This is a genomic window from Arthrobacter sp. fls2-241-R2A-200, from assembly GCF_030209745.1.
Taxonomy (GTDB): Bacteria; Actinomycetota; Actinomycetes; order Actinomycetales; family Micrococcaceae; genus Arthrobacter.
In genome coordinates this window covers 113,446-135,704 of sequence record NZ_JARVRJ010000010.1, presented here as the reverse complement: position 1 = coordinate 135,704, position 22,259 = coordinate 113,446, and the positions used below count along the sequence as shown (strand labels likewise).

Sequence of the window (22,259 nt, the reverse complement as noted above, 5' to 3'; positions counted from 1 at the left end):
GAAACGGACCGCCCTGGCGGCCCGAAGACCAAGACCGCCGTCGCAAGAAGACGCCGGACGTGTACCGTGCAGGCCGCCAAACATGCGGCGCCGCCAAGCAATGCAGAGAGAAGTGAGGAAACATCCTCGTGGTCAAGACTACTGACATCATCCTGGGCATCATCGCTAAGGACCTGAAAAAGGCCTCCAGCGACGCACTCGTCATCGGAGTTGCGCAAGGTACGGACGGGCCGGCCCTCCTGGCCAACCCCCTGAGTGCCAAGGCCGCCGAGTCACTGCAGAATTCCCTTCAGCTTCTGGGCATCACGGGCGCCCCGGACCAGGTCCACAGGCTTCCGGGCCTTCCGGAGACAGGCTCCGGAATCCTGGTGCTGGCCGGTGTCGGTAAGCTCGCCGCCACCGAATCACTTTCGGAGGAGTCGTTGCGGCGCGCCGCCGGCTCGGCCGTCCGCCAGCTCGCTGGCTTGTCGTCGGTGACTTTGGCACTTCCGACGGCGGCCATTGGCGACGTCGCGGCCGTGGCGGAGGGTGCCGCTCTTGGTTCCTACTCTTACACGGAGCACCGATCCAGCACGGATGGGCTGAAGACGCCGGTAGCCAAGGCCCTCATCCTTTCGGACGTTGATGCCAAAGCTGCTCAGCCCGCGCTGGACCGCGCCGTCGTTTTGGCCCGTGCAGTCAACGCCACCCGCACCCTGGTGAACCAGCCACCGAGCCATCTCTACCCCGAGTCCTTCGCGGAGTCCGCCAAGGAACTTGCCAAGGGGCTCCCCGTCAAGGTGACCGTGTGGGATGAGAAGCGGCTGGAAAAGGAAGGATTTGGCGGAATCCTCGGGGTCGGAAAGGGTTCCACCCGGCAGCCCCGGTTGGTGAAAGTCGAGTACGCCCCGGCAAAAGCCACCCGCAAGATCGCGCTGGTGGGTAAGGGCATCACGTTCGATTCCGGTGGAATTTCGATCAAGCCAGCCTTGGGCATGGGAGACATGAAGAGCGATATGGCAGGGGCCGCCGTCGTGCTGAATGCCGTGCTGGCCATTGCTTCCCTGGGTCTGCCCGTCAAGGCAACCGCATGGCTCTGCATTGCCGAGAACATGCCCTCGGGTGCGGCCCAGCGGCCGGCGGACGTCCTGACCATCTATGGCGGCAAGACGGTGGAGGTCCTCAACACCGACGCCGAAGGGCGCCTCGTCATGGCCGACGGCATCGTAGCCGCCAGCCAGGAGAAGCCCGATGCGATTATCGACGTCGCCACGCTGACCGGTGCACAGTTGGTCGCGCTCGGTATGCGCACCGCAGGTGTCATGGGTTCGGATTCGGTTACCTCGGCACTTAAAGCCGCAGCTGATCGGGCGGGCGAGCTCGTCTGGCCGATGCCGCTGCCCGAAGAACTGCGCCCGAGCCTCGATTCGCAGGTTGCGGACCTCGCGAACATTGGTGAGCGCCATGGCGGCATGATGACCGCGGCCGTGTTCCTGCGGGAATTCGTGGGCCGCGACGGCGAAGGCCAGCAGATTCCGTGGGCCCACGTGGACATCGCGGGTCCCTCGTTCAACAACGGGAGCCCCTACGGATACACACCCAAGCAGGGAACCGGGTGCACGGTACGCACCTTGGTGGCCTACGCCGAGGACCTCTTGGGAGCCACTGCCTAGGCAAGGCTCCCTGGACCTACGGGTCCCCGGGGTTGCACAGGCAGGCGAACGTGTTCGCCTGCCTGTGCAACCCCGGAATTATGCGGGGTGAAGGGCTGCGTCACAAGCTAACGTGAGTCTGGACACAAGCGCTCCACAAACGCCCGCGGAGGGTGGAGCATGGGTAGGTGGTTCGCTAAGGTGAACTCGATAGTCACAAATGCAAGAGAACTTAGGTGCTGGCATAATCACGGCAGAACAAGTTCCAAAGACCAGATGGCATGTAGTCCCGTGCCATCGTTCACGCGAGGGAGCGTTTTAGTGGCCGATCAGGCAACTGCGCAAGAATTCGACATCCTGGTACTCGGTGGCGGCAGCGGCGGCTACGCGACTGCCCTTCGGGCCGTTCAGCTTGGGTTCACCGTTGGGCTGGTGGAAAAAGGAAAACTCGGCGGGACTTGCCTGCACAATGGCTGTATCCCCACCAAGGCACTCCTGCACTCGGCCGAACTGGCCGACCACGCACGCGATTCCGCTAAGTACGGCGTCAACGTCACGCTCGACAGCATCGACATGTCGGCGGTCAACGCGTACAAGGACGGCATCATCGCCGGCAAGTTCAAAGGCCTCCAAGGACTGATCAAGTCCAAGGGCATCACGGTCATTGAGGGCGAAGGCAAGCTCCAGGGCAACAACACCGTCGTCGTGAACGGCACGTCCTACACAGGCAAGAACATCGTCCTGGCAACGGGTTCCTACTCCCGCTCCCTGCCCGGCCTGGAAATCGGCGGCAAGGTCATCACTTCCGACCAAGCCCTCACCATGGACTACATCCCCAAGAGCGCGATCGTCCTCGGTGGCGGCGTCATCGGCGTCGAATTCGCTTCCGTGTGGAAGTCCTTCGGCGTCGACGTGACCATCATCGAAGGCCTTCCCTCCTTGGTTCCCAACGAGGACGCCGCGATCGTCAAGAACCTTGAGCGTGCATTCAAGAAGCGCGGCATCAAGTTCACCACCGGAATCTTCTTCCAGGGAGTGGAACAGAACGACGACGGCGTCAAGGTCACCTTGGTTGACGGGCAGACGTTCGAAGCCGACCTCCTCCTCGTTGCCGTTGGCCGCGGTCCTGTGACCGCCAACCTGGGCTACGAAGAAGCGGGCATCACCATCGACCGCGGCTTTGTCATCACCAACGAGCGCCTGCACACCGGCGTCGGCAACATCTACGCAGTGGGCGACATCGTTCCCGGCGTCCAGCTCGCACACCGCGGCTACCAGCAGGGCATTTTTGTTGCGGAAGAAATCGCCGGCCTCAACCCGGTGATCGTCGAGGACATCAACATCCCCAAGGTCACCTACTGCGAGCCTGAAATCGCCACGGTCGGTTACACCGAAAAGGCCGCCAAGGAGAAGTTCGGCGACGACCAGGTGCAGACACAGGAATACAACCTTGCGGGCAACGGCAAGAGTTCCATCCTCGGCACGGGCGGCCTCGTCAAGCTGGTGCGCCAGAAGGACGGCCCCGTCGTCGGCGTTCACATGATCGGCTCGCGCATGGGTGAGCAGATCGGCGAGGCCCAGCTGATCGTGAACTGGGAAGCATACCCGGAGGACGTGGCCCAGCTGGTCCACGCACACCCCACCCAGAACGAAGCAATGGGCGAAGCCCACCTCGCCCTCGCGGGCAAGCCGCTCCACGGCTAAGTCTTCACCCAAGACAAACGGACTGGTGCGTGCCGCGGGATATGCCGCATGCACCAGTCCGGACCAGCAGCATTCATCCGCACATAGATCAATAAGGAGAACGGGGACGACATGTCTGAATCCGTTAACTTGCCCGCCCTCGGTGAGAGTGTCACCGAAGGAACCGTCACCCGCTGGCTCAAGCAGGTTGGTGACCGGGTGGAGATCGACGAGCCGTTGCTCGAGGTTTCAACCGACAAAGTAGACACCGAAATCCCTTCTCCGATCTCAGGCGTCATCGAAGAAATCCTCGTCGCTGAAGACGAGACGGCCGAAGTTGGCGCCCCCTTGGTCCGCATCGGCGACGGCTCCGGCTCTGCAGCTCCCGCAGAACAGGAAGCCCCTGCCGCTGAGGCTCCCGCTGCCGCAGAACAGCAGGCTCCCGCCGCAGAAGCGCCTGCAGCTCCCGCAGAACAGGAAGCACCGGCCGCCGAAGCGCCCGCCGCATCAGGTGACAGCCACGAAGTCACCCTCCCTGCTTTGGGCGAAAGCGTCACCGAAGGTACCGTCAACCGTTGGCTGAAAGCTGTGGGAGACACCGTCGAGGTCGACGAGCCGCTCCTGGAAGTCTCCACGGACAAGGTAGACACCGAGATTCCGTCTCCTGTTGCGGGAACACTGCAGGAAATCCGCGTCAACGAGGACGAGACCGCCGAAGTCGGTTCGGTCCTGGCAGTTATCGGTTCCGGAGCAGCAGCCGCGGCTCCTGCCGCAGCACCCGCCGCTCCAGCGCCGGCCGCCGCACCAGCTCCTGCTGCTCCCGCGGCTGCGCCTGCTGCTCCAGCCCCTGCGGCCGCACCGGCCCCGGCACCTGCTGCTCCAGCCCCTGCCGCCGCACCGGCCCCCGCCGCACCGGCCCCCGCTGCTCAGGCAGCTGAGGCTCCTGCAGCAGCTGAGGCTCCTGCCTCCGAGTCCGGCTACGTTACTCCCCTGGTTCGTAAGCTCGCCAACCAGCACGGCGTGGACATCGCCTCAGTCTCCGGCACCGGCGTCGGAGGACGCATCCGCAAGCAGGACGTCCTCGCCGCCGCTGAAGCCAAGCAGGCTGCCGCAGCACCCGCTGCACAGGCACCTGCCGCGGCTCCCCCCGCCAAGACCGCTGCCCCTGTTGTGGCATCTTCCAAGCGTGGCACAACGGAAAAGGCACCCCGTATCCGTCAGGTCATCGCCCGTCGCATGCGCGAATCACTGGAGATTTCCACCCAGCTGACGCAGGTGCACGAGGTCGACATGACCAAGATCGCCAAGCTGCGCCTCAAGGCCAAGAACTCGTTCCAGGCCCAGAACGGCGTCAAGCTGACCTTCCTGCCGTTTATCGCCAAGGCAGTGGCTGAAGCGTTGAAGCAGCACCCCAAGCTGAACGCTGCTTATGACGAAGCGAAGCAGGAGATCACCTACCACAACGCCGAACACCTGGCGATTGCAGTCGACACCGACAAGGGCCTTCTGGTGCCGGTCATTTCCGACGCCGGAAACCTCAACCTTGCTGGCCTGGCCAGCAAGATCGCCGACGTCGCAGGACGCACCCGCGACGGAAAGATCGGTCCTGACGAGCTCTCCGGTGGCACGTTCAGCATCACCAACATCGGCTCTGTTGGAGCGCTTTTCGACACCCCGATCATCAACCAGCCCCAGGTCGGCATCCTGGGCACCGGCGCGATCGTCAAGCGTGCAGTCGTGGTTGCAGACGAAAACGGCGACGATTCGATCGCTATCCGGTCCATGATGTACCTGTCGCTGACGTATGACCACCGCCTGGTGGACGGCGCGGACGCCGGACGCTTCCTGCAGACCCTCAAGGCCCGCCTTGAAGAGGGCGCATTCGAAGCCGACCTCGGCCTCTAACGTCTCCTCTCCCACCAAGGGACTAGCCAGACAGCACCCAGCCAGACCTTAGGGGCAGGCAACCGTCAACCGGTTGCCTGCCCTTTTGCTGTGCTTCCTGCAGCTGTTGTGCTTCCCGCAGCGTGGCTTTGCTACGTTACGTAGAAGTAACTGGATAGGCTGTGATCATGAGTATTCTCTTCAGCATTTTGCTGTTCCTGCACATCGTTGGCGCGGCCATGATCGTTGGCTACTGGATCGCCACCATGAAACAGCCCACAGTTCACCCCCGCCAGCGGGATGGCGCCTTCGTTCAGCTCGTGACGGGCATCGCCATGATGGGGATCCTCCCCTTGCTCCCGGACGCGGACCCCAACTACTTCAAACTAGGTATCAAGTTTGCCATCGGCGTAGCCGTGGCCGTGCTTGCCGTCATCGGTACACGGAAGGTCAAAAAGGGCGAAGAAGTATCCACCGGCCTGGCACACGGCGTTGGCGGACTAGCCTTAGTGAATATCGCTATCGCCACCATCTGGAACTAGTCCCTGCCGGCCCGCCGTCGGAGGCCCAACGTGTCCAGGGGTCACAATCCACCGACAGCGGAATGATCGTGCAGTCGGCTGGCCTAATCCCTAGGATGGATTCCGGTGGCATCCGGCAAAGCCGGTTGCCGACTCACAACGACCCAAAGGAGTGGACATGGCAGCAACACGCACCGCACACACGGTTTGGAACGGCAACCTGATCGAGGGCGCTGGCAACACCACACTGGACAGCTCGGGCTTGGGGACGTTCGATGTCACCTGGAAGGCACGTACCGAGCAGTCCGGTGGGAAGACGAGCCCCGAGGAACTCATTGCTGCTGCCCACTCCGCTTGCTTCTCCATGGCCTTCAGCCACGCCCTCGCCGGAGAAGGCTTCACCGCGGAGGAAGTTAACACCAAGGCTGAGGTCACCTTTGTTCCGGGAACCGGAATCACAGGCAGCCACCTCACCATGACAGCCAAGGTTCCGGGCCTCTCTGAAGAGGACTTCCGTCGCATCTCCGAAGATGCAAAAACCGGCTGCCCCGTATCAGGCGCGCTGGCCAGCATCGAGATCACTCTGGACGCCACCCTCGCGGCATAGTAACCAGCCGGTTCAACACGAGCCACATCAAAGAGCCCCGCATTTCCCTCAGGGAAAATGCGGGGCTCTTTTGTTGGAACGTTGAAACCTAGCCGTTCTGGGGACGGGAAGGCAACGGTTCCGGACGGACGCGACGGTATCCCTCACGGACCGGAGGACGGTCGGTAGGCAATTCCTGGACCATTTCCTTCAGTGCGCCTATGCCGTATTCAAGCTGGGGATCAGTCCCTGCGGCGTAAGCGTGTGGCGGGAAAAGTACCTCAATGTCCGGGTCGACACCCCTGTTTTCGACGTCCCACCCGATGCCCCCGGAAAACCACGTTGCGTAGCGTGGCTGGGTGACTCCCGTTCCATCGGCCAAGGCAAACCTGTTATCGATGCCCACTACGCCGCCCCACGTCCGTGTGCCGATCACTGGGCCGATTCCGCGCAGTTTGGAAACTTGCGTGATGATGTCGCCGTCGGAGCCGGCAAACTCGTCAGCAAGAATGATCACCGGTCCCCGCGGTGCATGGTGCGGGTAGGTCCGCGGCTTCTCGCCGCGAGGCATGCTCCAACCCGTCACCTTGCGGCCAATGAGTTCGGCCACGAGCTGCGAGGTGTGGCCGCCGCGGTTGCGGCGGACATCCACGATCAAGCCATCCATGGACGTTTCCGTGTCGAGGTCCCGGTGCAGCTGCGCCCAACCGTGGGCCATCATGTCCGGGATGTGGAGGTAACCGAATTTACCTTCAGACGCTTCACGGACAGTGCGTCGGTTACCGCGGACCCACTCCTGGTAGCGGAGCCGTTCTTCGTCACGGATAGGCACCACAGCAACACGACGTTGAGCCCGGGCATCTGAACCGTGCTCGTCGCCGTTCAACAACGTCAACTCGACGCTACGGCTTGCCGCTCCCACCAACTGCATGGCCGGTGTCACAGCCGCGGAAAGTTCGACGCCGTCGATCGCCAGCAAGACGTCGCCCACCTTGGCGTTGACTCCCGGTCGCGTCAGGGGCGAGGTCGCTAGGGGGTCCGAGGACTCACCTGCCAAAATACGTGTGATCTCCCAGCCCAGGGAGCCGAACCGGAATTCGGCACCGAGCCTTCCTTGGCCGGTGCAGCCCGGTTCGGTGACAAGTGCGGGTTTCACATACGCGTGGGAGGTCCCGAGCTCGCCGTGGATCTCCCACAGGAGGTCAACGAGGTCATCATGGGAGCCAAGGCGGTCCACAATTGGCCTGTACCTCTGATGAATGGAGCCCCAATCCAGTCCTGCCATGTCGGGGGCCCAAAAGAAGTCACGCTGCAAACGCCATGCTTCATCGAAGGCCTGTTTCCAGGTGGACACCGGATCCAGAATCACCCGTATCCGGGTGAGATCCACCTTGACCAGCTCTTCGGAATCGTCGTCGACCTTGCTGTCGGCAGGCACGGAGCTGACCTGCTGGCCAAGGACAAAAACTACCCGCTGACCGTCTCCGGACACACGGTACCTGTCCACCGCGGATACGAGCGTGGCTGGTTTACGTTTGCCAAGGTCGTAGCGGACCAGCGACGGCGGGGAGGCCTTGTCCTGCAGGGATCCCTTGCCTTCACCGGTCACACCGGAGAGTTCGTTGTCGAGCCACAGCAGGGCGCCCTCTACAGCTGCCAAGTCGGAATAGTTGCCCTGGGGCACGGGGACCGTGATGACGCGGTGGGCCAGCCCTTCGGCGTCGACCTTCACCGCGGGAGTACCGTCGTCGGACGGCTCCTGCCCTTCAGGCTCCGGCGCTTCGGTAGCGTCGAGCGTGTCAACGCTTGGCCCGAACGGGGAAGGTGTATCGGCGGCCAGGGCCACAAGATACGGCTTGATAGGGCTGGGGAAAGACAGATCAAAAGCATGTCCGTCATAAACGGGGTCGAAGCTCCGGTTGGAAAGGAACGCAAGGAACTTTCCATCCGGCGTGAAGCTCGGCGAGTCATCACAGAAGCGACCATCGGTCACATCGACGATGACGGAGTCCGGATCGGCCGGGCGGGTCATGCGCAGCTTCGTGCGTGATCCGAAGGACGTCACCGGTTCAGCCCACGCCAGCCACTGTGAGTCCCCGGACCAAGCGAGTTGGTCTATGCTCCCTTCGCCCACGCTGATCAGGCTGGAAAGTTCGCCGGTCAAAGTATTGGCAACAAAGACATCGCCGAAGGAGGTGCCGACCGCCAACCAACGACCGTCAGGGCTGGCTGCGAGCGCGCTGGTGCGGGTAGGAGTCGGGAACTCGATCCGGAGACCTTCCGAAGTGTCGACACCGGGTGTGGGATAACGGTTCTCGGTCGCCTGACCGCCTGCGGCTCCACTGGAGGTGTCCGCGGACGGTTCGTTGCTGGCTGGTATGTTGCTTGCCGAGTCGGCGTTTGCCGAGTCGGAGTCTGCCGATTGGTTGACGTTCCCGCCGGATTCTGACGCCGGAACGTTCGCGGCGTCCCGTCGGGGCCCGTTTTGTTCCAGCCCCTTTTGTTCCGGCCCCTTCTGTCCCAGCACATTGGACGCAGAGACCGGCTTGGGCAACTGCTCTGCCGCTACCCCCGAAACAGCGGGCGAGGAAGCAGCGGCCTCCACGGGCGGCCGCTCCGGTGCTGCTGCCACCGGCCGGGAAATGACCGGCTTGATGTAGAGGGCTTCCACTCCCCCGTGGTCAGCGACATAGGCGATCCGGCCGTCGTTCAGTGGTCGTGGCAGGCGGGCGCGGACCCCCGGGGTTGCTTCAACCACCCGTGATGGGCCGTCCTTGTGACGGAGCCAGTGAAGGGTTCCATGCGTCTCCACGGCGCTTGCCGTACCTGCGTGGCTCGGAACGACGTCGCCGAGATGTGCCTGTACCTTCAACGGAGCGGGACGACGGCCCGGCGAAGCCGAGCCCAGATTTACCTCTATGCGCGCCGCTTCCACACCAGGTTCAAGGGAAGGAAGCATCCACAGTTGGCCAGCGGACTCGAAGATGACACGGGTGCCATCAGTGCTGGCGTGCCGGACGTAAAAGTCCTGGTGGTCGGTGTGTCTGCGCAGGTCCGAACCATCCGGCAGCACGGAATAGAGGTTGCCGTATCCCTCATGGTCCGAAAGAAACGCGATCCGTCCCCTGACCCACAGCGGATCGGTCAGGTTGCCGTCAAGTTCGGGCACGAGGCGTTCGAATTCGCCGTTGCCGTCGGCGTCGATCCACAACTTGCCGGCAGTGCCGCCGCGGTAGCGCTTCCACCACGCGGGCTCACGTGACAGGACGCTGGCCAGCACCACTGGCTTCTCGTCGCCAACCTCGGGCCCGAACGCGACCGACTCAACCGGACCGAAGGGAAGCTCGACGGCGGCACCACCGGTGAGGGGCAGGCTGTATGCATGCGTGTGGCGGCTCTCCGCCTGCTGGAACGCGCTGGTCACCACTACATCGCCGGAGGATGTGAATCCCCTGACTTTCGTCGTGCTGTGGCCGAAGTAGCTCAACTGCCTGTAACCGCCGCCGTCGACGTTGGCAGTGACAACCTCCGGCGAGGTGCCCACCACAGCCGTCCACACGAGTTGCTTCCCGTCCGGGCTGAACCGTGGGTTCCGTGCTGGCAACTGTTGGGAGGAGACCCGCCAGGCGCGGCCGCCGGAGCTTGGCGCTATCCAGACGTCGTCCTCGGCCACGAAGGTGACCAGGTCGCCGAACACATGCGGGAAACGAAGGTAGCTGGAGGAGGTCATTGTTCGATCATAGTCACGACACGCCTAACGCCCGCCGCACGCGGAGGCGTTTCGGCCACGGGCCACACACATGGTGAGATGGGTCATGCGAATAGTAGTGTCAGGAGCTTCCGGACTGATCGGCACGGCCTTGTCGGAACAGTTAACCGCGATCGGCCACGAGGTCATCTGCTTGGTGCGGCGCCCTGCCCGCTCATCAGGGGAACGAACGTGGGATCCGGCCAAAGGAGAGCTCGACCCCTCCGCCCTCGACGGGGCTGATGCGGTGGTCAACCTCTCGGGCGCCGGCATCGGGGACCGGCCTTGGACAAAGCATCGTATCCAGGTCCTCCGCGACTCGCGCCTTCAGCCCACGAACACCCTCACCGCTGCCATGCGCCAACTCAGCAACCCGCCGGCGGCCTTTATCAGCCAGTCAGCTTCCGGGTATTACGGAGCTTCCAGCGAGGGTGTGCTGCGCGAAGACGCTGGCCCCGGTGGTGGAGTATTGGGCCCCTTGTGCGTGGACTGGGAACGCGCGGCCCACACGGCGCCGACGGGCGTGCGAGTTGCCACCCCGCGCACGGGCGTGGTGCTCAGCACCCACGGCGGCGCACTTGGCCCGCTCCTGCCGCTCTTGAAGCTAGGTATCGGAGGGCCTTTCGGCGACGGGTGCCAGTACTGGCCTTGGATTACCTTGGCTGATGAGGTGGCTGGTCTGGCCTACCTCCTCACCTCGGACCTTGAGGGGCCCGTCAATCTCTGCGCGCCGGAAAGCGCGGACGTCAACACTATCGTTTCCCAGCTCGCAAAAACCTTCCACCGCCCGGCCTTTCTGCGGGTACCCCGGACAGTACTTCGGCTCGTTCTGGGGCAGCTTGCGAATGAGCTGGTTTTGGCCAACCAGCGGATGGAGCCAGCCCGGCTGGCCGAGGCTGGATTCCAGTGGCAGCACCCTTCCTTGGCAGACGCGATGTCTTGGTTGAGCACGGCGTCGACGCACTGACGGGCAGGAAGACCCCAGCCCAAGAACCGAGACCCTAGCCCAAGAACCGAGAACTTAGCCCAAGAACGTAGTCCGGCCAGTCAACCGCCGGGGAGAGGATCCTCTACATCCGCCACATACCAAAGGTTGGCGGAGCGCACCAGATGCAGTCGAAGATGCTGCCGCGACCCAGCGCCGTGCGTCGCGACGACGACGCCGGCACCGGTCGTTTCCTGATAGCCGGACAGAGCCGTGGTCAGGGTGACCACGGCGTCGTCCGGCCTGGGCGTTCCGACGACGGCTGCGTCAGTGACCGCCGTCGTGAGACCCGTAAGCCGGGTGCCGTCATTGGCGAGTCGCGCTGCCAGCGCGGAATCGGCACTTTGGGCGGTGGACCCGGGCGCGTTGACCAGCCCTAACAGTTCGGGCCGCTGTTGGCTCAAAGCAAGGTCGCGCAGCGCGGACAGCGCCTGCACGGCAATGACGGGATCCTCGGAACGACGTTGCGTTTCCAGCAGCTCCGGAATGCCGTTGGCCTTCGACTCCGCGGCTGCCCCGGTTTGCAGGGCGCTGGCCTGCGGTTCACGTGCTGGAAACCGGTCCCCCTGCGCAGAAGCCCACGCGACTGTCCCTACAGTGAGCACGGCAGCCACGAGCAAGCCAAGCATCACTCGAAAACTCCGGGGGTGGTACCACCGCCGTTGCAGGTGGCGCCTACGTCGGTCAACGGGCCGCCCCTCGGCGCCCTCCTGCTTCGTCCCCACCTTCGCGTCTGTATCAATCCGCCGTCCCGCTCCGGCAACCGGCGTCCGGCTCAGCGACTGGGAAAGGCTTCGCCACTGGGGCAGACCTCGCGACAGGGGCAGGCTGCGGAAGCGGAGCAGCAGTCTTGATACTGATGAGACCATTGCCCCGGAGCGAGCCACAGCTTGGCGGCTGGTCACTAAATCGGGGAGGACGGACGAGTGGACCACTCCTGATAAATCCAACGGCTCGGGCGCCGCAGTCCGGAAGACCGCCGTCGCGAATTCCCGGCCCTCGGGGCGTGCGCTGGGATCCTCGTTCAGGGCGCTCTCCACAACACTCGCCAAAGCCTTCGGCACATCGGGTACCAGGAGGGATAACGGCGGGCGGTGCATCGTGGACTCCGGGCTTCTTCCCGTCAGGCAGAACCAAGCAAGGGCGCCCAATGAGTAGATGTCCCGATGAGGCCGCAAAGCCCCGATGTACGGTTCCTGACGGCGCGCTGCTTCAGGAACGTCAATGAAGCCCGCTGTACCGACGTCGGAATCCCGCTCGGAGCCTCCCAATACCCGGGCCAGGCCCAAGTCTGCAAGCAGCGGCTTACCTGAGGCGCTGAAGAGAACATTGCCCGGCGAAACGTCTCCGTGGACGATCCCCTGCGCATGGAGGAAAGACAGAACCTGGGCGACAGGAACCAGCACCGTGACTGTTTCGCCGATGGTGAGCTTCCCTCGACTTGCCACCAGATTGGCCAGCGAGCCACCCGCCGCGTAATCCATGACGACGGCCAGGGCGGTTCCGGGCCTGGGCCCTGGCTCGAGGTCATCGTTAATCTCAAGGACATCGTGTATCCGGACCAAGTGGTCGTGCTGAACTCGAGAGAGGAGCCGCGCTTCACCGAGCACAGCGTCAAGGTCACCCGCGTTCCCCGCCGAATCTGGGTCGTGAGTACCGGCACGGGAGTATTTGACCGCGAACGGGAACCGGTCCCTGTCCCTGGTGGCAAGCCACACTGACGATTGGCCGCCCTGACCCAATCGGCGCGACACCGAATAGCCCGGCAGTATGGGCGCCGCGCCAGCGGCAGAATCCACATTGTCCATGGTCAAGGTTTACCGGACCGCCTGATCTCGCGCAGAAGTTATCCACAGGCGCCGCTCTGTGCCCGTCATCAGAACAGGGCCCGGCTGGATGCGACTGAGAGGTTCACCACAAAACCATGGCGACTCCGCTGCTGGGTCTAAGCTTGGACGCATGACTCTTGAGTTTTCACAGCTGGGTCTTGCCCCGGATTTCGTGGATTACATGCAGGGCTGGGACCTGCAGCGCGAGATCCACAACAAGGTTGTTGCGGGCGAGAATGACAACACTGTCCTCCTCCTTGAACATGCCGCCGTTTATACGGCCGGCAAACTCACCGAGGACCACGAACGTCCCTTTGACGGGACTCCTGTGGTTCCCGTGGACCGGGGCGGAAAGTTGACGTGGCACGGACCTGGCCAACTCATCGCGTATCCCATCCTCAAACTGAAGAACCGGGCCGGTATCCGTGACTACGTGGAGCGCCTCGAGGCCATCATGATTGCTGTGATGACCGACTACGGGATCAAAGCGGTGACGGTCAAGGGGCGGGCCGGCGTCTGGGTACTCGCTGATGACAAGGGCCCTGACCGGAAAATCGCGGCCATAGGCATTCGCGTGTTGGAGGGGGTCACTATGCATGGCGTCGCCATCAACTGCAGCAACGACCTCGCCCCGTATGAACAGATCATCGCCTGCGGCATCACCGACGCCAGCGTGACCACCATGTCGATCGAAACCGGAAAGACCATCAATCCGGCCGACATTATTGACCGCTTCGTGGAAGAGTTCCGCAAGCACGAGGACGCCCTCGTATCAGCGCCAGAAGGAGCCCTCCAGTGACACTTGCACCTGAAGGCCGTAAGTTGCTGCGTGTTGAGCAGCGTAACGCGGCGGTCCCGGTTGAGCGGAAGCCCGAGTGGATCAAGGCCAAGGTCCAGATGGGTCCGGAATTTGTCGGCCTGAAGAACCTGGTGAAGAAGGAAGGCCTGCACACTGTGTGTGAGGAGGCCGGTTGTCCCAACATTTTCGAGTGCTGGGAAGACAAAGAGGCCACGTTCCTGATTGGCGGGTCCGAGTGCACCCGGCGCTGTGATTTCTGCCAGATCGATACGGGCAAGCCGTCCCCGGTGGACATGTTCGAACCCACCAAGGTGGCACGGTCCGTGCAGGCGATGCAGTTGCGGTACGCCACTGTGACCGGGGTAGCCCGTGACGACCTCGCCGATGAAGGCGTGTGGTTGTACGCCGAGACGGTCCGGAAGATTCACGAACTGAATCCCGGAACCGGCGTTGAACTGCTGATCCCTGACTTCTCGGGCAAACCCGAGCACATCGCGGCTATTTGTGATTCCAAGCCCGAGGTGTTCGCCCATAACGTTGAAACCGTGCCGAGGATTTTCAAGCGGATCCGTCCGGCTTTCCGGTATGAGCGGTCCCTCGATGTCATCACCCAGGGCCGCGACTTGGGCATGGTGACCAAGTCCAACTTGATCCTGGGGATGGGCGAGACCCGCGAAGAGATTTCCGAGGCCCTGCGGGACCTGCACGCAGCTGGCTGCGACCTGATCACGATTACCCAGTACCTCCGCCCGTCGGAACGGCATTTGCCCGTGGACCGGTGGGTCAAGCCGCAGGAGTTCGTGGATCTGCAGCACGAGGCCGAAGAGATCGGATTCCTCGGTGTCATGTCCGGGCCGCTGGTCCGGTCCTCGTACCGGGCGGGGCGTTTGTGGGCCACCGCGATGCGCAAGAAGGGCTGGGAGATCCCCGCGGCGCTGGCCCACATTGAATCTTCCGGCACCACCCGCCAGGAAGCCTCCACCATCCTCGCAGCACACAGCTAAACATCGAGGCGGCCACGACACCCTGGTGTCGTGGCCGTTTCTGCTTCCACATACTCTTCTGCGTCACAGTGACCCGCTCACCCAGCGGGCTGGGATCACGTAGAATTGAGGCACTATGGCGAACTCCCCTGATTCCAGCAAATCGACTTCATCGGCCGACGCACCAAAGCGTGGGCTTTTCCAGCGAAAGCCAAAAGAGGTTAAGGCCAAAAAGCCCAGCCAGCTAAAGCAGATCGCCGAAGTCTTCACCATGACCCGCAAGAGTGATCCGCAGGTCGTCTGGATCATGCTGCTGGCATTCCTTGCCGTGGTGGCTGTGGCGTTCGTCATCGGCTATCTGTTGGAGAACTGGGTAACCGGCCTGATCATCGGAATCCCGCTGGGACTCCTGGCGGCGATCTTCCTCCTCTCACGCAGGGCAGAACGTGCCGCGTTCGCGCAGATCGAGAATCAGCCCGGAGCCTCAGGGGCAGCGCTGGGAACCCTCCGCCGCGGCTGGATCACCCAGGACCAGCCGGTAGCCGTCAACCCCCGCACCCAGGATGCGGTGTTCATGGCCATTGGCCGTCCGGGAGTGGTACTGGTCAGCGAAGGCCCATCCCACCGCGTCAAAACCCTCGTGGATGCCGAGCGGAAGCGGCTCAACCGCATCCTTCCCAACGTCACCATCCACGTCCTTGAGTCCGGACGCGGCGAGGGCCAGGTCCCGCTGAACAAGGTAGCCAAGACCATGGGCAAGATGAAAAACGAGCTCACCAAAAACGAAGTGAACGCGGTCAGCAAGCGAATCAGCTCCCTGGGTAACAGGCTGCCAATCCCCAAGGGCATCGATCCTTACAAAGCCAGGCCCGACCGCAAGGCCGCGCGCGGGCGCTGACACGCCGGAAGACTTACAGGACACAAGCGAACAGCCCCTGACCCTCTTAGAGGATCAGGGGCTGTTCGCCGTTTAGCGCGCGACTACATCCGGATGAGTATGGTGTTGAAGGCTTTGTCATGCAAGCCTCGCTGATCAGGATCAAAGACCACAGCAGGGATGACCAGACACAGGAGAACAGTCCGCACGACAGCTGCCAAGGGACCAGCGGGGCCGCCGCCGAGGCGCACCACATGGATTCCCGCCACCCTATGGCCGATGCTGTAGCCCAAGGTTCCGATCAGGAGGATCTGTTCCACGGCGAAAACTGCCAGCGTAGCCCACGGATTTCCGCTGAAGGCGAAGTTGCTGATCACCAAGGCGATAGCCCAGTCAATGCAGATGCCAAGTATCCGCCGCCCGGCCCTCGCCATGGAGCCCGGGCCGGCCTCGGGCAGGCCGAGCCGCTCGCCGGGATATTTGGAGATGCCCGAGGTGTCCGGGCCACTCAGCCAGGAGCCAATGTCTTTTCTGTCAACCACCCTCCAAGCCTAATGGCTGCACGCCAGGCGTCCGACGTCGGCAGCCGCTCAGTCGCGTGCACCGGCGTCGTGGGGCGTTCGCTGGTTGGACCCGCGTGGACCTGACGCGGGAAAGCCAACTACCGTTTACCTGACAGACGATTCTGTAACTTGCCGGAAACAATACCGACACCCCCGGGAAATCCCTTCTCCCTATGGTGGTGTGAGTTGCCAGCAACCATTGCCCCGGGAGATTTCTTGTCCCCGGGACTATGGTTTGGCTGGACCACGGGGCCTTCCGGGCCTGTTACTTGACATGCATAAGGAGCATAGATGTTCAAGACTGCGGACGAAGTCCTCAAGTTCATCAAAGACGAAGACGTCAAATTCGTCGATATCCGCTTCACCGATCTCCCTGGTGTTCAGCAGCACTTCAACGTGCCTGCCAAGAGCGTCGACCTCGACTTCTTCGTCAACGGTCAACTGTTTGATGGATCCTCCATCCGCGGTTTCCAGGGCATCGCCGAGTCCGACATGCAGCTCATCCCGGATGTGACCTCGGCGTTCGTCGACACCTTCCGCATTGAAAAGACCCTCGCGCTGAACTTCTCCATCGTGAACCCGCGCACGGGTGACCCGTACCACCGCGACCCCCGCGGCGTGGCTGAGAAGGCAGAGGCCTACCTGGCTTCCACAGGCATCGCCGATACCGCGTTCTTCGCTCCCGAGGCCGAGTTCTTCGTCTTCGACAACATCCAGTACCAGTCCTCACCGCAGGGCAGCTTCTACAAGATCGACTCCGAAGAAGCACACTGGAACACGGGCCGCAAGGAAGAAGGCGGAAACCTCGGATACAAGACCCCCGTCAAGGGCGGTTACTTCCCGGTCTCCCCCACCGATAAGCAGGCTGACCTCCGCGACGCCATGTGCGTCGAACTGGACAAGGCCGGCCTCGAGGTCGAGCGCTCCCACCACGAAGTTGGATCTGCCGGCCAGGCCGAGATCAACTACAAGTTCACTACGCTGACGCACGCGGCAGATGACCTCCAGAAGTTCAAGTACGTCATCAAGAACACCGCGGACGCTTGGGGCAAGTCTGTGACGTTCATGCCGAAGCCGGTCTTCGGTGACAACGGCTCAGGCATGCACTGCCACCAGTCGCTGTGGAACAACGGCGACCCGCTGTTCTACGACGAGAAGGGCTACGCGGGGCTCTCCGACACCGCGCGCTGGTACATCGGCGGCCTGCTCAAGCACTCCTCGGCAGTCCTGGCCTTCACGAACCCGACCGTGAACTCCTACCGTCGACTGGTCAAGGGCTTCGAAGCCCCCGTGAACATGGTCTACTCGCAGGGCAACCGCTCTGCAGGTATCCGTATCCCGATCACGGGAACCAACCCGAAGGCCAAGCGCATCGAATTCCGCGCTCCGGACCCGTCCTCCAACCCGTACCTGGCGTTCGCTGCCCAGCTGATGGCCGGTATTGACGGCATCCGCAACCGCATCGAGCCGCCGGCACCGATCGACAAGGACCTCTACGAGCTCCCCGCCGAAGAAGCCAAGGACATTCCGAAGGCTCCGGGTTCCTTGGAAGAGGCCCTCGAGGCCCTGCGCGAGGACAACGAATTCCTCCAGGCCGGTGGCGTCTTCACCCAGGACCTGATCGACACATGGATTGACTACAAGTACGAGAACGAAATCCGCCCGCTGTCACTGCGCCCGAACCCTTACGAGTTCGAGCTCTACTACGGCGTCTAGCAGCCACGTATGTCGAAAAGGCCAGTCACGGTTCAACGAACCGTGGCTGGCCTTTCTGCGTGCGCCTGATCCACCGCGTCGTCGGTAGCGCAGTCCTTGCAAAACAGGGTCTCGGTTTCTTCACCGCAGCACTGACAGCGGTGGATCAATGCTGCGGATTCAATCACATAGGCTGTCATACCTCCATGGTGCCCGCGCCGTCTTTCCGGGACACGAGTAGTGTGTACTCGTATTTTCGTCGTCCCGCTCCGGGCACTACGTGTATGCGGCGAGCCGGTGTGTGGATGAATAGCCCGTCAGGCCGCTGTCGTTATCCGGCCCTGCAGCGGAATCGTGGTCGGCAAAAGTAGCAAAGCATCGCCGGCAGGCGAAGAATCCAGGTTGTCCGTGCCGGGATGCCCAATGCGGTCCCGCCTGCTCGCAGCGGAAGCAGCAGGCATTCGAGAATGCCGCACCGTCCGAGTCGCGCATGACCGTCACGAGGTCAGCTTAGATGAGCGTGACGCCGACCAACAAGGGGGTCAGCGCCCCTCCCGGTGCAGGCACCCGGCAGGAAGGCTACTGCTTCCCGTACTTCTTGTGCACGGCCTGTTTGCTGACGCCGAGGCAGAGTGCGATCGCTTCCCAGGAAAGCCCCGCCCGGCGCGCCGATCGCACCAGAGCCGCTTCAGTACGCCCAACTTCCTTGTGCAGCTCCGCCACTGCATACAAGGCCTCGGCCGGTCCCATGCCGTCCATCGATCCCACCAGCGTCTTCATGCGATACTCCTCCATGTCGTCAACGCTAGTTGACGATCAAACTGACGTCAACCTGAGTTGACGCCACACGCACGGAAAGGAACGTACATAGTCCGTTGCGGTCCAGCATTACCGCCAAGGTATTGGCCCCGGTCAATGAAACCGGCATTGCGGTAGGCAGACAACGCCGCCGGATTGGCCTCATTGACAGAAAGCACGACGCCGGCCTGCCCGCCTTGCAACCTGTCCGTCACCTTGCGCGCTTCTGCAACTGCCGCGACGGCTGCCCGGGAGCCCAAACGCCTTCCCTGGCTCGCATAGTCAATGAGGAAACCCCGCAGCAACCAGGCCGAATCGTCGTCGGCCCATCCCGCCATCCGCGCTGCCCCATGCTGCAACGTCAGCACGCCAACAGTTTTGCCCTCCGCCTCAATGACATAAGGCAGCCTTGACGCCTCATGCAGGCCCACGAGCATCATCCGCAACGGGTCCCCTACAAAAGCTCGTTGGTGAAGCCCCACCGCCATCTCGGCCACCGCACCCAGGTGAATCGCCCGGGAGTCGTCGTCGAGCAGTTTTAGCGGGATCAACCAGATATCGCCCCACGGCAGACCAACGTCAGCGACGTACAGCGGGTCTTGTGGGTATTCCGGTCCATGGGCGGTCATGATGGTCTTCCTCTGTGGTCAACGGCTACAGCGTTTAGTAACCGTAGAACAGTCTCTCGAAGACGCTGCGTGCGCGGCGGCTCACCCGCAAGTAGTCTTCCTCGAACTGACCGGCATTCCCGGGAGCGTAGCCACACCATCTGGCTGCGGCTTCCAGGTCCCTTCGGGAGGAAGGCAGCAGGTCCGAGGCCCGCCCGGTGTCGATCACATTTGCCGAACGGATCCGGCTGGCCAACTGCCAGGCCTCCTCCAGGAGCGCCGCGTCGTCGTCGCCCACCAAACCAAGCTTGACCGCTGCGGCGAGCGCTTCCATGGTGGAAGTGGTCCGCAGGTCAGGATGCTTCCCCGCGTGCTGAAGCTGCAAGAGCTGCACCAGCCACTCCACGTCGCTGAGTCCTCCACGGCCGAGCTTCACGTGCCTGGCCGGATCGGCACCCCTTGGAAGACGCTCCGACTCCACGCGGGCCTTGATCCTGCGAATTTCCCGCACGTCAGTTTCGGCCAACTCTGCCGGGTACCGGATGGGATCTATCAACTTCACAAAGTCCGCGGCCAATTCGTCGGAACCAGCCATCGGACGGGCTCGCAGCAGTGCCTGCGCCTCCCAGGTCAGTGACCACCGGCGGTAGTACTCCGCATAGGAGTCCAAGGAGCGGACCATGGCCCCGTTCTTGCCCTCCGGCCGGAGATCTGCGTCGAGGACCAGGACCCGCTCGGCCAGGATGGCAGGCTTTAGCGGCTGAGTGAGGAAACTGGAAATCCGCGCAACCACTGCGGAGGCCTGTTCCTGCGCTTCCGCGTCGGTGAACCCCGGCCGCGCGCGATGGACGTAGATGACGTCTGCATCAGATCCGTAGCCGATTTCCCGGCCGCCCTGGCGTCCCATGGCGACGACGAGAACATCTGTCTTCAACGGCTCCGAACCCGCCACTGCCGACTCCGCAACGTGCAAGGCGCCGAGGACTGCAGCACGGTCGGTTTCAGCCAAGGCATGACCCACTGCGTCTTGATCGACCAACCCGGCACTGTCCGCGATGGCTGTCCTGAGGATTTCCCGCCTTCGGATGAGCCGGACCAACCGCATGGCACTTTCCGGATCCGGATGCCTGGAGAGTTTGGACTTGATCTCCTGCCACTGCGCCTCGAAGGGGACCGGTACAAGTTCCTTGTCGTTACCGAGCCAGGCAACCGATTCCGGAGATACCTCCAAAAGGTCCGATATGAGCCGGGAATTGGCCAGTACCTGGCACAGGCGTTCGGCTGCGGCCTGGGAATCACGGAGCATGCCAAGGTACCAGTGGGTAGTGCCCAACGCCTCGCTGACGCGGCGGAAAGCGAGGAGCCCGGCGTCGGGATCCACTCCTTCGGCCAGCCAGCCGAGAAGTATGGGCAGGAGCTGGCGCTGCAAGGCAGCCCGTCTGCTGACGCCCGCCGTCAAAGCCTCAATGTGCCGGAGCGCCCCCCGCGGATCGAGGTAACCCAGGGCGGCCAAGCGGCCTTGCGCAGCCTCGGGGGTGAGCTTGGCATCTTCACTGCTGAGTTTGGCGGCTGTGTTGAGCAAAGGGCGATAGAAAATCCGGTCGTGGAGTTCACGCACGGACCTTTTGGTCTTTTGCCAGGTTCCCATCAACTGATCGGGGTGTGGGCGCTCCAGGGAGAACGGTCCCAGCACGGCTTTGGCAAGGAACCGCTGGGCATCTTCGGCCGCAGGCATCAGGTGTGTCCGTCTGAGCTGGAACAGCTGGATGCGGTGCTCCAGTAATCTCAGGTAACGGTATGCGTCGTCGAAAGCTGCGGCGTCCGCCCGTCCGATGTAACCACCGGCGGACAACGCAGCAATGGCGGAGGTGGTGTCCCGGCACCGGAGCGACTCGTCTGATTTGCCGTGCACCAACTGCAGTAGTTGGACAGTGAATTCGACATCGCGGAGGCCGCCGCGGCCCAGCTTAATCTGGCGCTGCTCCTCGGCCGGCGGAATGTGGTCCGTGACCCGTCGCCGCATGGCCTGAACGGACTCAACGAACCCTTCCCGACCCGCCGATGCCCAGACAAGTGGAGCCACCGCTTCCTCGTACCGGCTTCCGAGCTCCCGGTCTCCGGCAATGGTGCGGGCCTTGAGCAAAGCCTGGAACTCCCAGCTTTGGGCCCACCGAGCGTAATAGCTCAGATGCGAGGGCAGTGTGCGAACCAACGGCCCCGACTTACCTTCGGGACGGAGGTTCGCGTCGACCTCCCACAGCCCCGGTTCAGGCGCCGGCGAAGAAATCGCGCGCGAGAGCCCCGAGGCCAAGGCGGTACCGATCGTGGCAGCGCGGGCGTCATCCAATGTTCCGGACTCGATAACGTAAATGACGTCGACGTCGGAGATGTAGTTCAGCTCGCGGGCGCCGCACTTACCCATGCCGATCACAGCGAGCCCGACGTCGGCGACATCACCGACGTCGAACTGTTCTGCCGCCTCGGCACGGGATACGGCGAGGGCCGCCTCGATCGCAGCTCCGGCGAGGTCCGCCAGTTCCGCGCCAACGGCTGGCATGAAGTCCTGGGGAGAAGCCGCGCACAGGTCCTTGATGGCAAGTTCCGTCAGCCCCCGCCTGTAGGCAGTGCGTAATGCGGCATAGGCAGGCTGGCCGGTTATGCCGGCGACGGGCCGCTGCGAACCGGGCTCCGCTTTCACCGAACGGAGGATCGTTGAACGGAGCTCAGCACCTTGGGCGCTCATCGGTTCAGGGCTCACCCGGACGTTGAAGACGTCCAGATGCTCGGGGTGCCGTATGAGGAACTCCCCCAAAGCTTCGGATGCACCCAAAAGACGGTAGAGCGGCTCACTGGTGTCCAGATCGGCTGCCGCCAGCTTCTTCAGGCCGGGGCTTTTCTCGATCAGCCTGACCAACGACTGCAAGGCCGTATCCGGGCTGGCAGCTACGGAGAGCCCGGCAAAGAGTGCATCTTGGTCGATCCCGTCCAGTTCGGGGGCAGCAAGGAACCGTTCGCCCTTGTCAAGATCGCTGAACCCGGCCGAAATGAGCCGACGTGCAAGGCTCACTG

The 22,259-nt window shown here is 62.9% G+C and carries 16 protein-coding genes; 10 read left to right on the top strand and 6 right to left on the bottom strand.

Features of this window, described 5'->3' with window-relative positions; all coding sequences use genetic code 11:
* The first annotated feature begins 128 nt into the window (after positions 1-128).
* The 5 genes from QRN42_RS12960 (at position 129) to QRN42_RS12940 (ending at position 6,326) form a co-directional block, all read left to right on the top strand.
* Positions 129-1,652, top strand: coding sequence for a leucyl aminopeptidase (locus QRN42_RS12960; protein ID WP_284979572.1), 1,524 nt, complete (start codon positions 129-131; stop codon positions 1,650-1,652).
* 300 nt (positions 1,653-1,952) lie between these two features.
* A complete protein-coding gene (lpdA, locus tag QRN42_RS12955; RefSeq protein ID WP_284976068.1) occupies positions 1,953-3,335 on the top strand; it encodes a dihydrolipoyl dehydrogenase in 1,383 nt (460 codons plus the stop codon).
* A gap of 111 nt (positions 3,336-3,446) precedes the next feature.
* Complete coding sequence (sucB, locus tag QRN42_RS12950) at positions 3,447-5,219, top strand: 2-oxoglutarate dehydrogenase, E2 component, dihydrolipoamide succinyltransferase (protein WP_284979571.1); 1,773 nt, start codon at positions 3,447-3,449, stop codon at positions 5,217-5,219.
* A gap of 167 nt (positions 5,220-5,386) precedes the next feature.
* Positions 5,387-5,740 carry a hypothetical protein gene (locus QRN42_RS12945; protein ID WP_284979570.1) on the top strand — a complete coding sequence of 118 codons (354 nt, stop codon included), beginning with the start codon at positions 5,387-5,389 and terminating at the stop codon, positions 5,738-5,740.
* A gap of 157 nt (positions 5,741-5,897) precedes the next feature.
* Complete coding sequence (locus tag QRN42_RS12940; RefSeq protein WP_284979569.1) at positions 5,898-6,326, top strand: OsmC family protein; 429 nt, start codon at positions 5,898-5,900, stop codon at positions 6,324-6,326.
* Positions 6,327-6,414: 88 nt separating this feature from the next.
* Here the strand turns inward: QRN42_RS12940 and QRN42_RS12935 are convergent, their stop codons facing one another.
* Positions 6,415-10,035 carry a S41 family peptidase gene (locus QRN42_RS12935; protein ID WP_284979568.1) on the bottom strand — a complete coding sequence of 1,207 codons (3,621 nt, stop codon included), beginning with the start codon at positions 10,033-10,035 and terminating at the stop codon, positions 6,415-6,417.
* A gap of 85 nt (positions 10,036-10,120) precedes the next feature.
* Here QRN42_RS12935 and QRN42_RS12930 point away from each other — a divergent pair, with 85 nt between their 5' ends.
* On the top strand, positions 10,121-11,020 hold the full coding sequence (locus tag QRN42_RS12930; protein ID WP_284979567.1) for a TIGR01777 family oxidoreductase: 900 nt from the start codon (positions 10,121-10,123) through the stop codon (positions 11,018-11,020).
* An 80-nt stretch (positions 11,021-11,100) separates the two neighbouring features.
* Here the strand turns inward: QRN42_RS12930 and QRN42_RS12925 are convergent, their stop codons facing one another.
* Positions 11,101-12,846: a serine/threonine-protein kinase gene (locus QRN42_RS12925; protein WP_284979566.1), complete on the bottom strand. Its 1,746-nt coding sequence runs from the start codon at positions 12,844-12,846 to the stop codon at positions 11,101-11,103.
* 151 nt (positions 12,847-12,997) lie between these two features.
* On the opposite strand from QRN42_RS12925, the gene lipB reads away from it, so the two are divergent.
* The 3 genes from lipB to QRN42_RS12910 all read left to right on the top strand — a co-directional run bounded on the left by lipB (position 12,998) and on the right by QRN42_RS12910 (position 15,547).
* Positions 12,998-13,666, top strand: coding sequence for a lipoyl(octanoyl) transferase LipB (gene lipB, locus QRN42_RS12920; RefSeq protein WP_284976075.1), 669 nt, complete (start codon positions 12,998-13,000; stop codon positions 13,664-13,666).
* Positions 13,663-14,670: a lipoyl synthase gene (gene lipA / locus QRN42_RS12915; RefSeq protein ID WP_284979565.1), complete on the top strand. Its 1,008-nt coding sequence runs from the start codon at positions 13,663-13,665 to the stop codon at positions 14,668-14,670. Before lipB ends, lipA begins: the two co-directional genes overlap by 4 nt.
* A gap of 115 nt (positions 14,671-14,785) precedes the next feature.
* The gene (locus QRN42_RS12910; protein WP_284976077.1) at positions 14,786-15,547 is read left to right on the top strand and encodes a DUF4191 domain-containing protein; all 762 of its coding nucleotides are present in this window, start codon (positions 14,786-14,788) and stop codon (positions 15,545-15,547) included.
* An 83-nt stretch (positions 15,548-15,630) separates the two neighbouring features.
* Here QRN42_RS12910 and QRN42_RS12905 read toward each other — a convergent pair whose 3' ends face one another.
* On the bottom strand, positions 15,631-16,068 hold the full coding sequence (locus QRN42_RS12905; RefSeq protein ID WP_284979564.1) for an RDD family protein: 438 nt from the start codon (positions 16,066-16,068) through the stop codon (positions 15,631-15,633).
* A 312-nt stretch (positions 16,069-16,380) separates the two neighbouring features.
* Between QRN42_RS12905 and glnA the strand changes: the two genes are divergently transcribed.
* Complete coding sequence (gene glnA, locus QRN42_RS12900; RefSeq protein ID WP_284979563.1) at positions 16,381-17,805, top strand: type I glutamate--ammonia ligase; 1,425 nt, start codon at positions 16,381-16,383, stop codon at positions 17,803-17,805.
* A gap of 558 nt (positions 17,806-18,363) precedes the next feature.
* On the opposite strand, the gene QRN42_RS12895 is transcribed toward glnA, so the two are convergent.
* Genes QRN42_RS12895 through QRN42_RS12885 form a run of 3 tightly spaced genes read right to left on the bottom strand, consistent with a single transcriptional unit; the run spans position 18,364 to position 22,257 of the window.
* Positions 18,364-18,579, bottom strand: a complete 216-nt coding sequence (locus tag QRN42_RS12895; RefSeq protein WP_284979562.1) for a death domain-containing protein — start codon at positions 18,577-18,579, stop codon at positions 18,364-18,366.
* Between the two features lie 32 nt (positions 18,580-18,611).
* Entirely contained in the window at positions 18,612-19,211 is a 600-nt protein-coding gene (locus tag QRN42_RS12890; protein WP_284979561.1) for a GNAT family N-acetyltransferase, read from the bottom strand.
* Positions 19,212-19,245: 34 nt separating this feature from the next.
* Positions 19,246-22,257 (bottom strand): bifunctional [glutamine synthetase] adenylyltransferase/[glutamine synthetase]-adenylyl-L-tyrosine phosphorylase, encoded by a 3,012-nt coding sequence (locus tag QRN42_RS12885; protein WP_284979560.1) that lies wholly within the window; start codon positions 22,255-22,257, stop codon positions 19,246-19,248.
* Between the last annotated feature and the right edge of the window lie 2 nt (positions 22,258-22,259).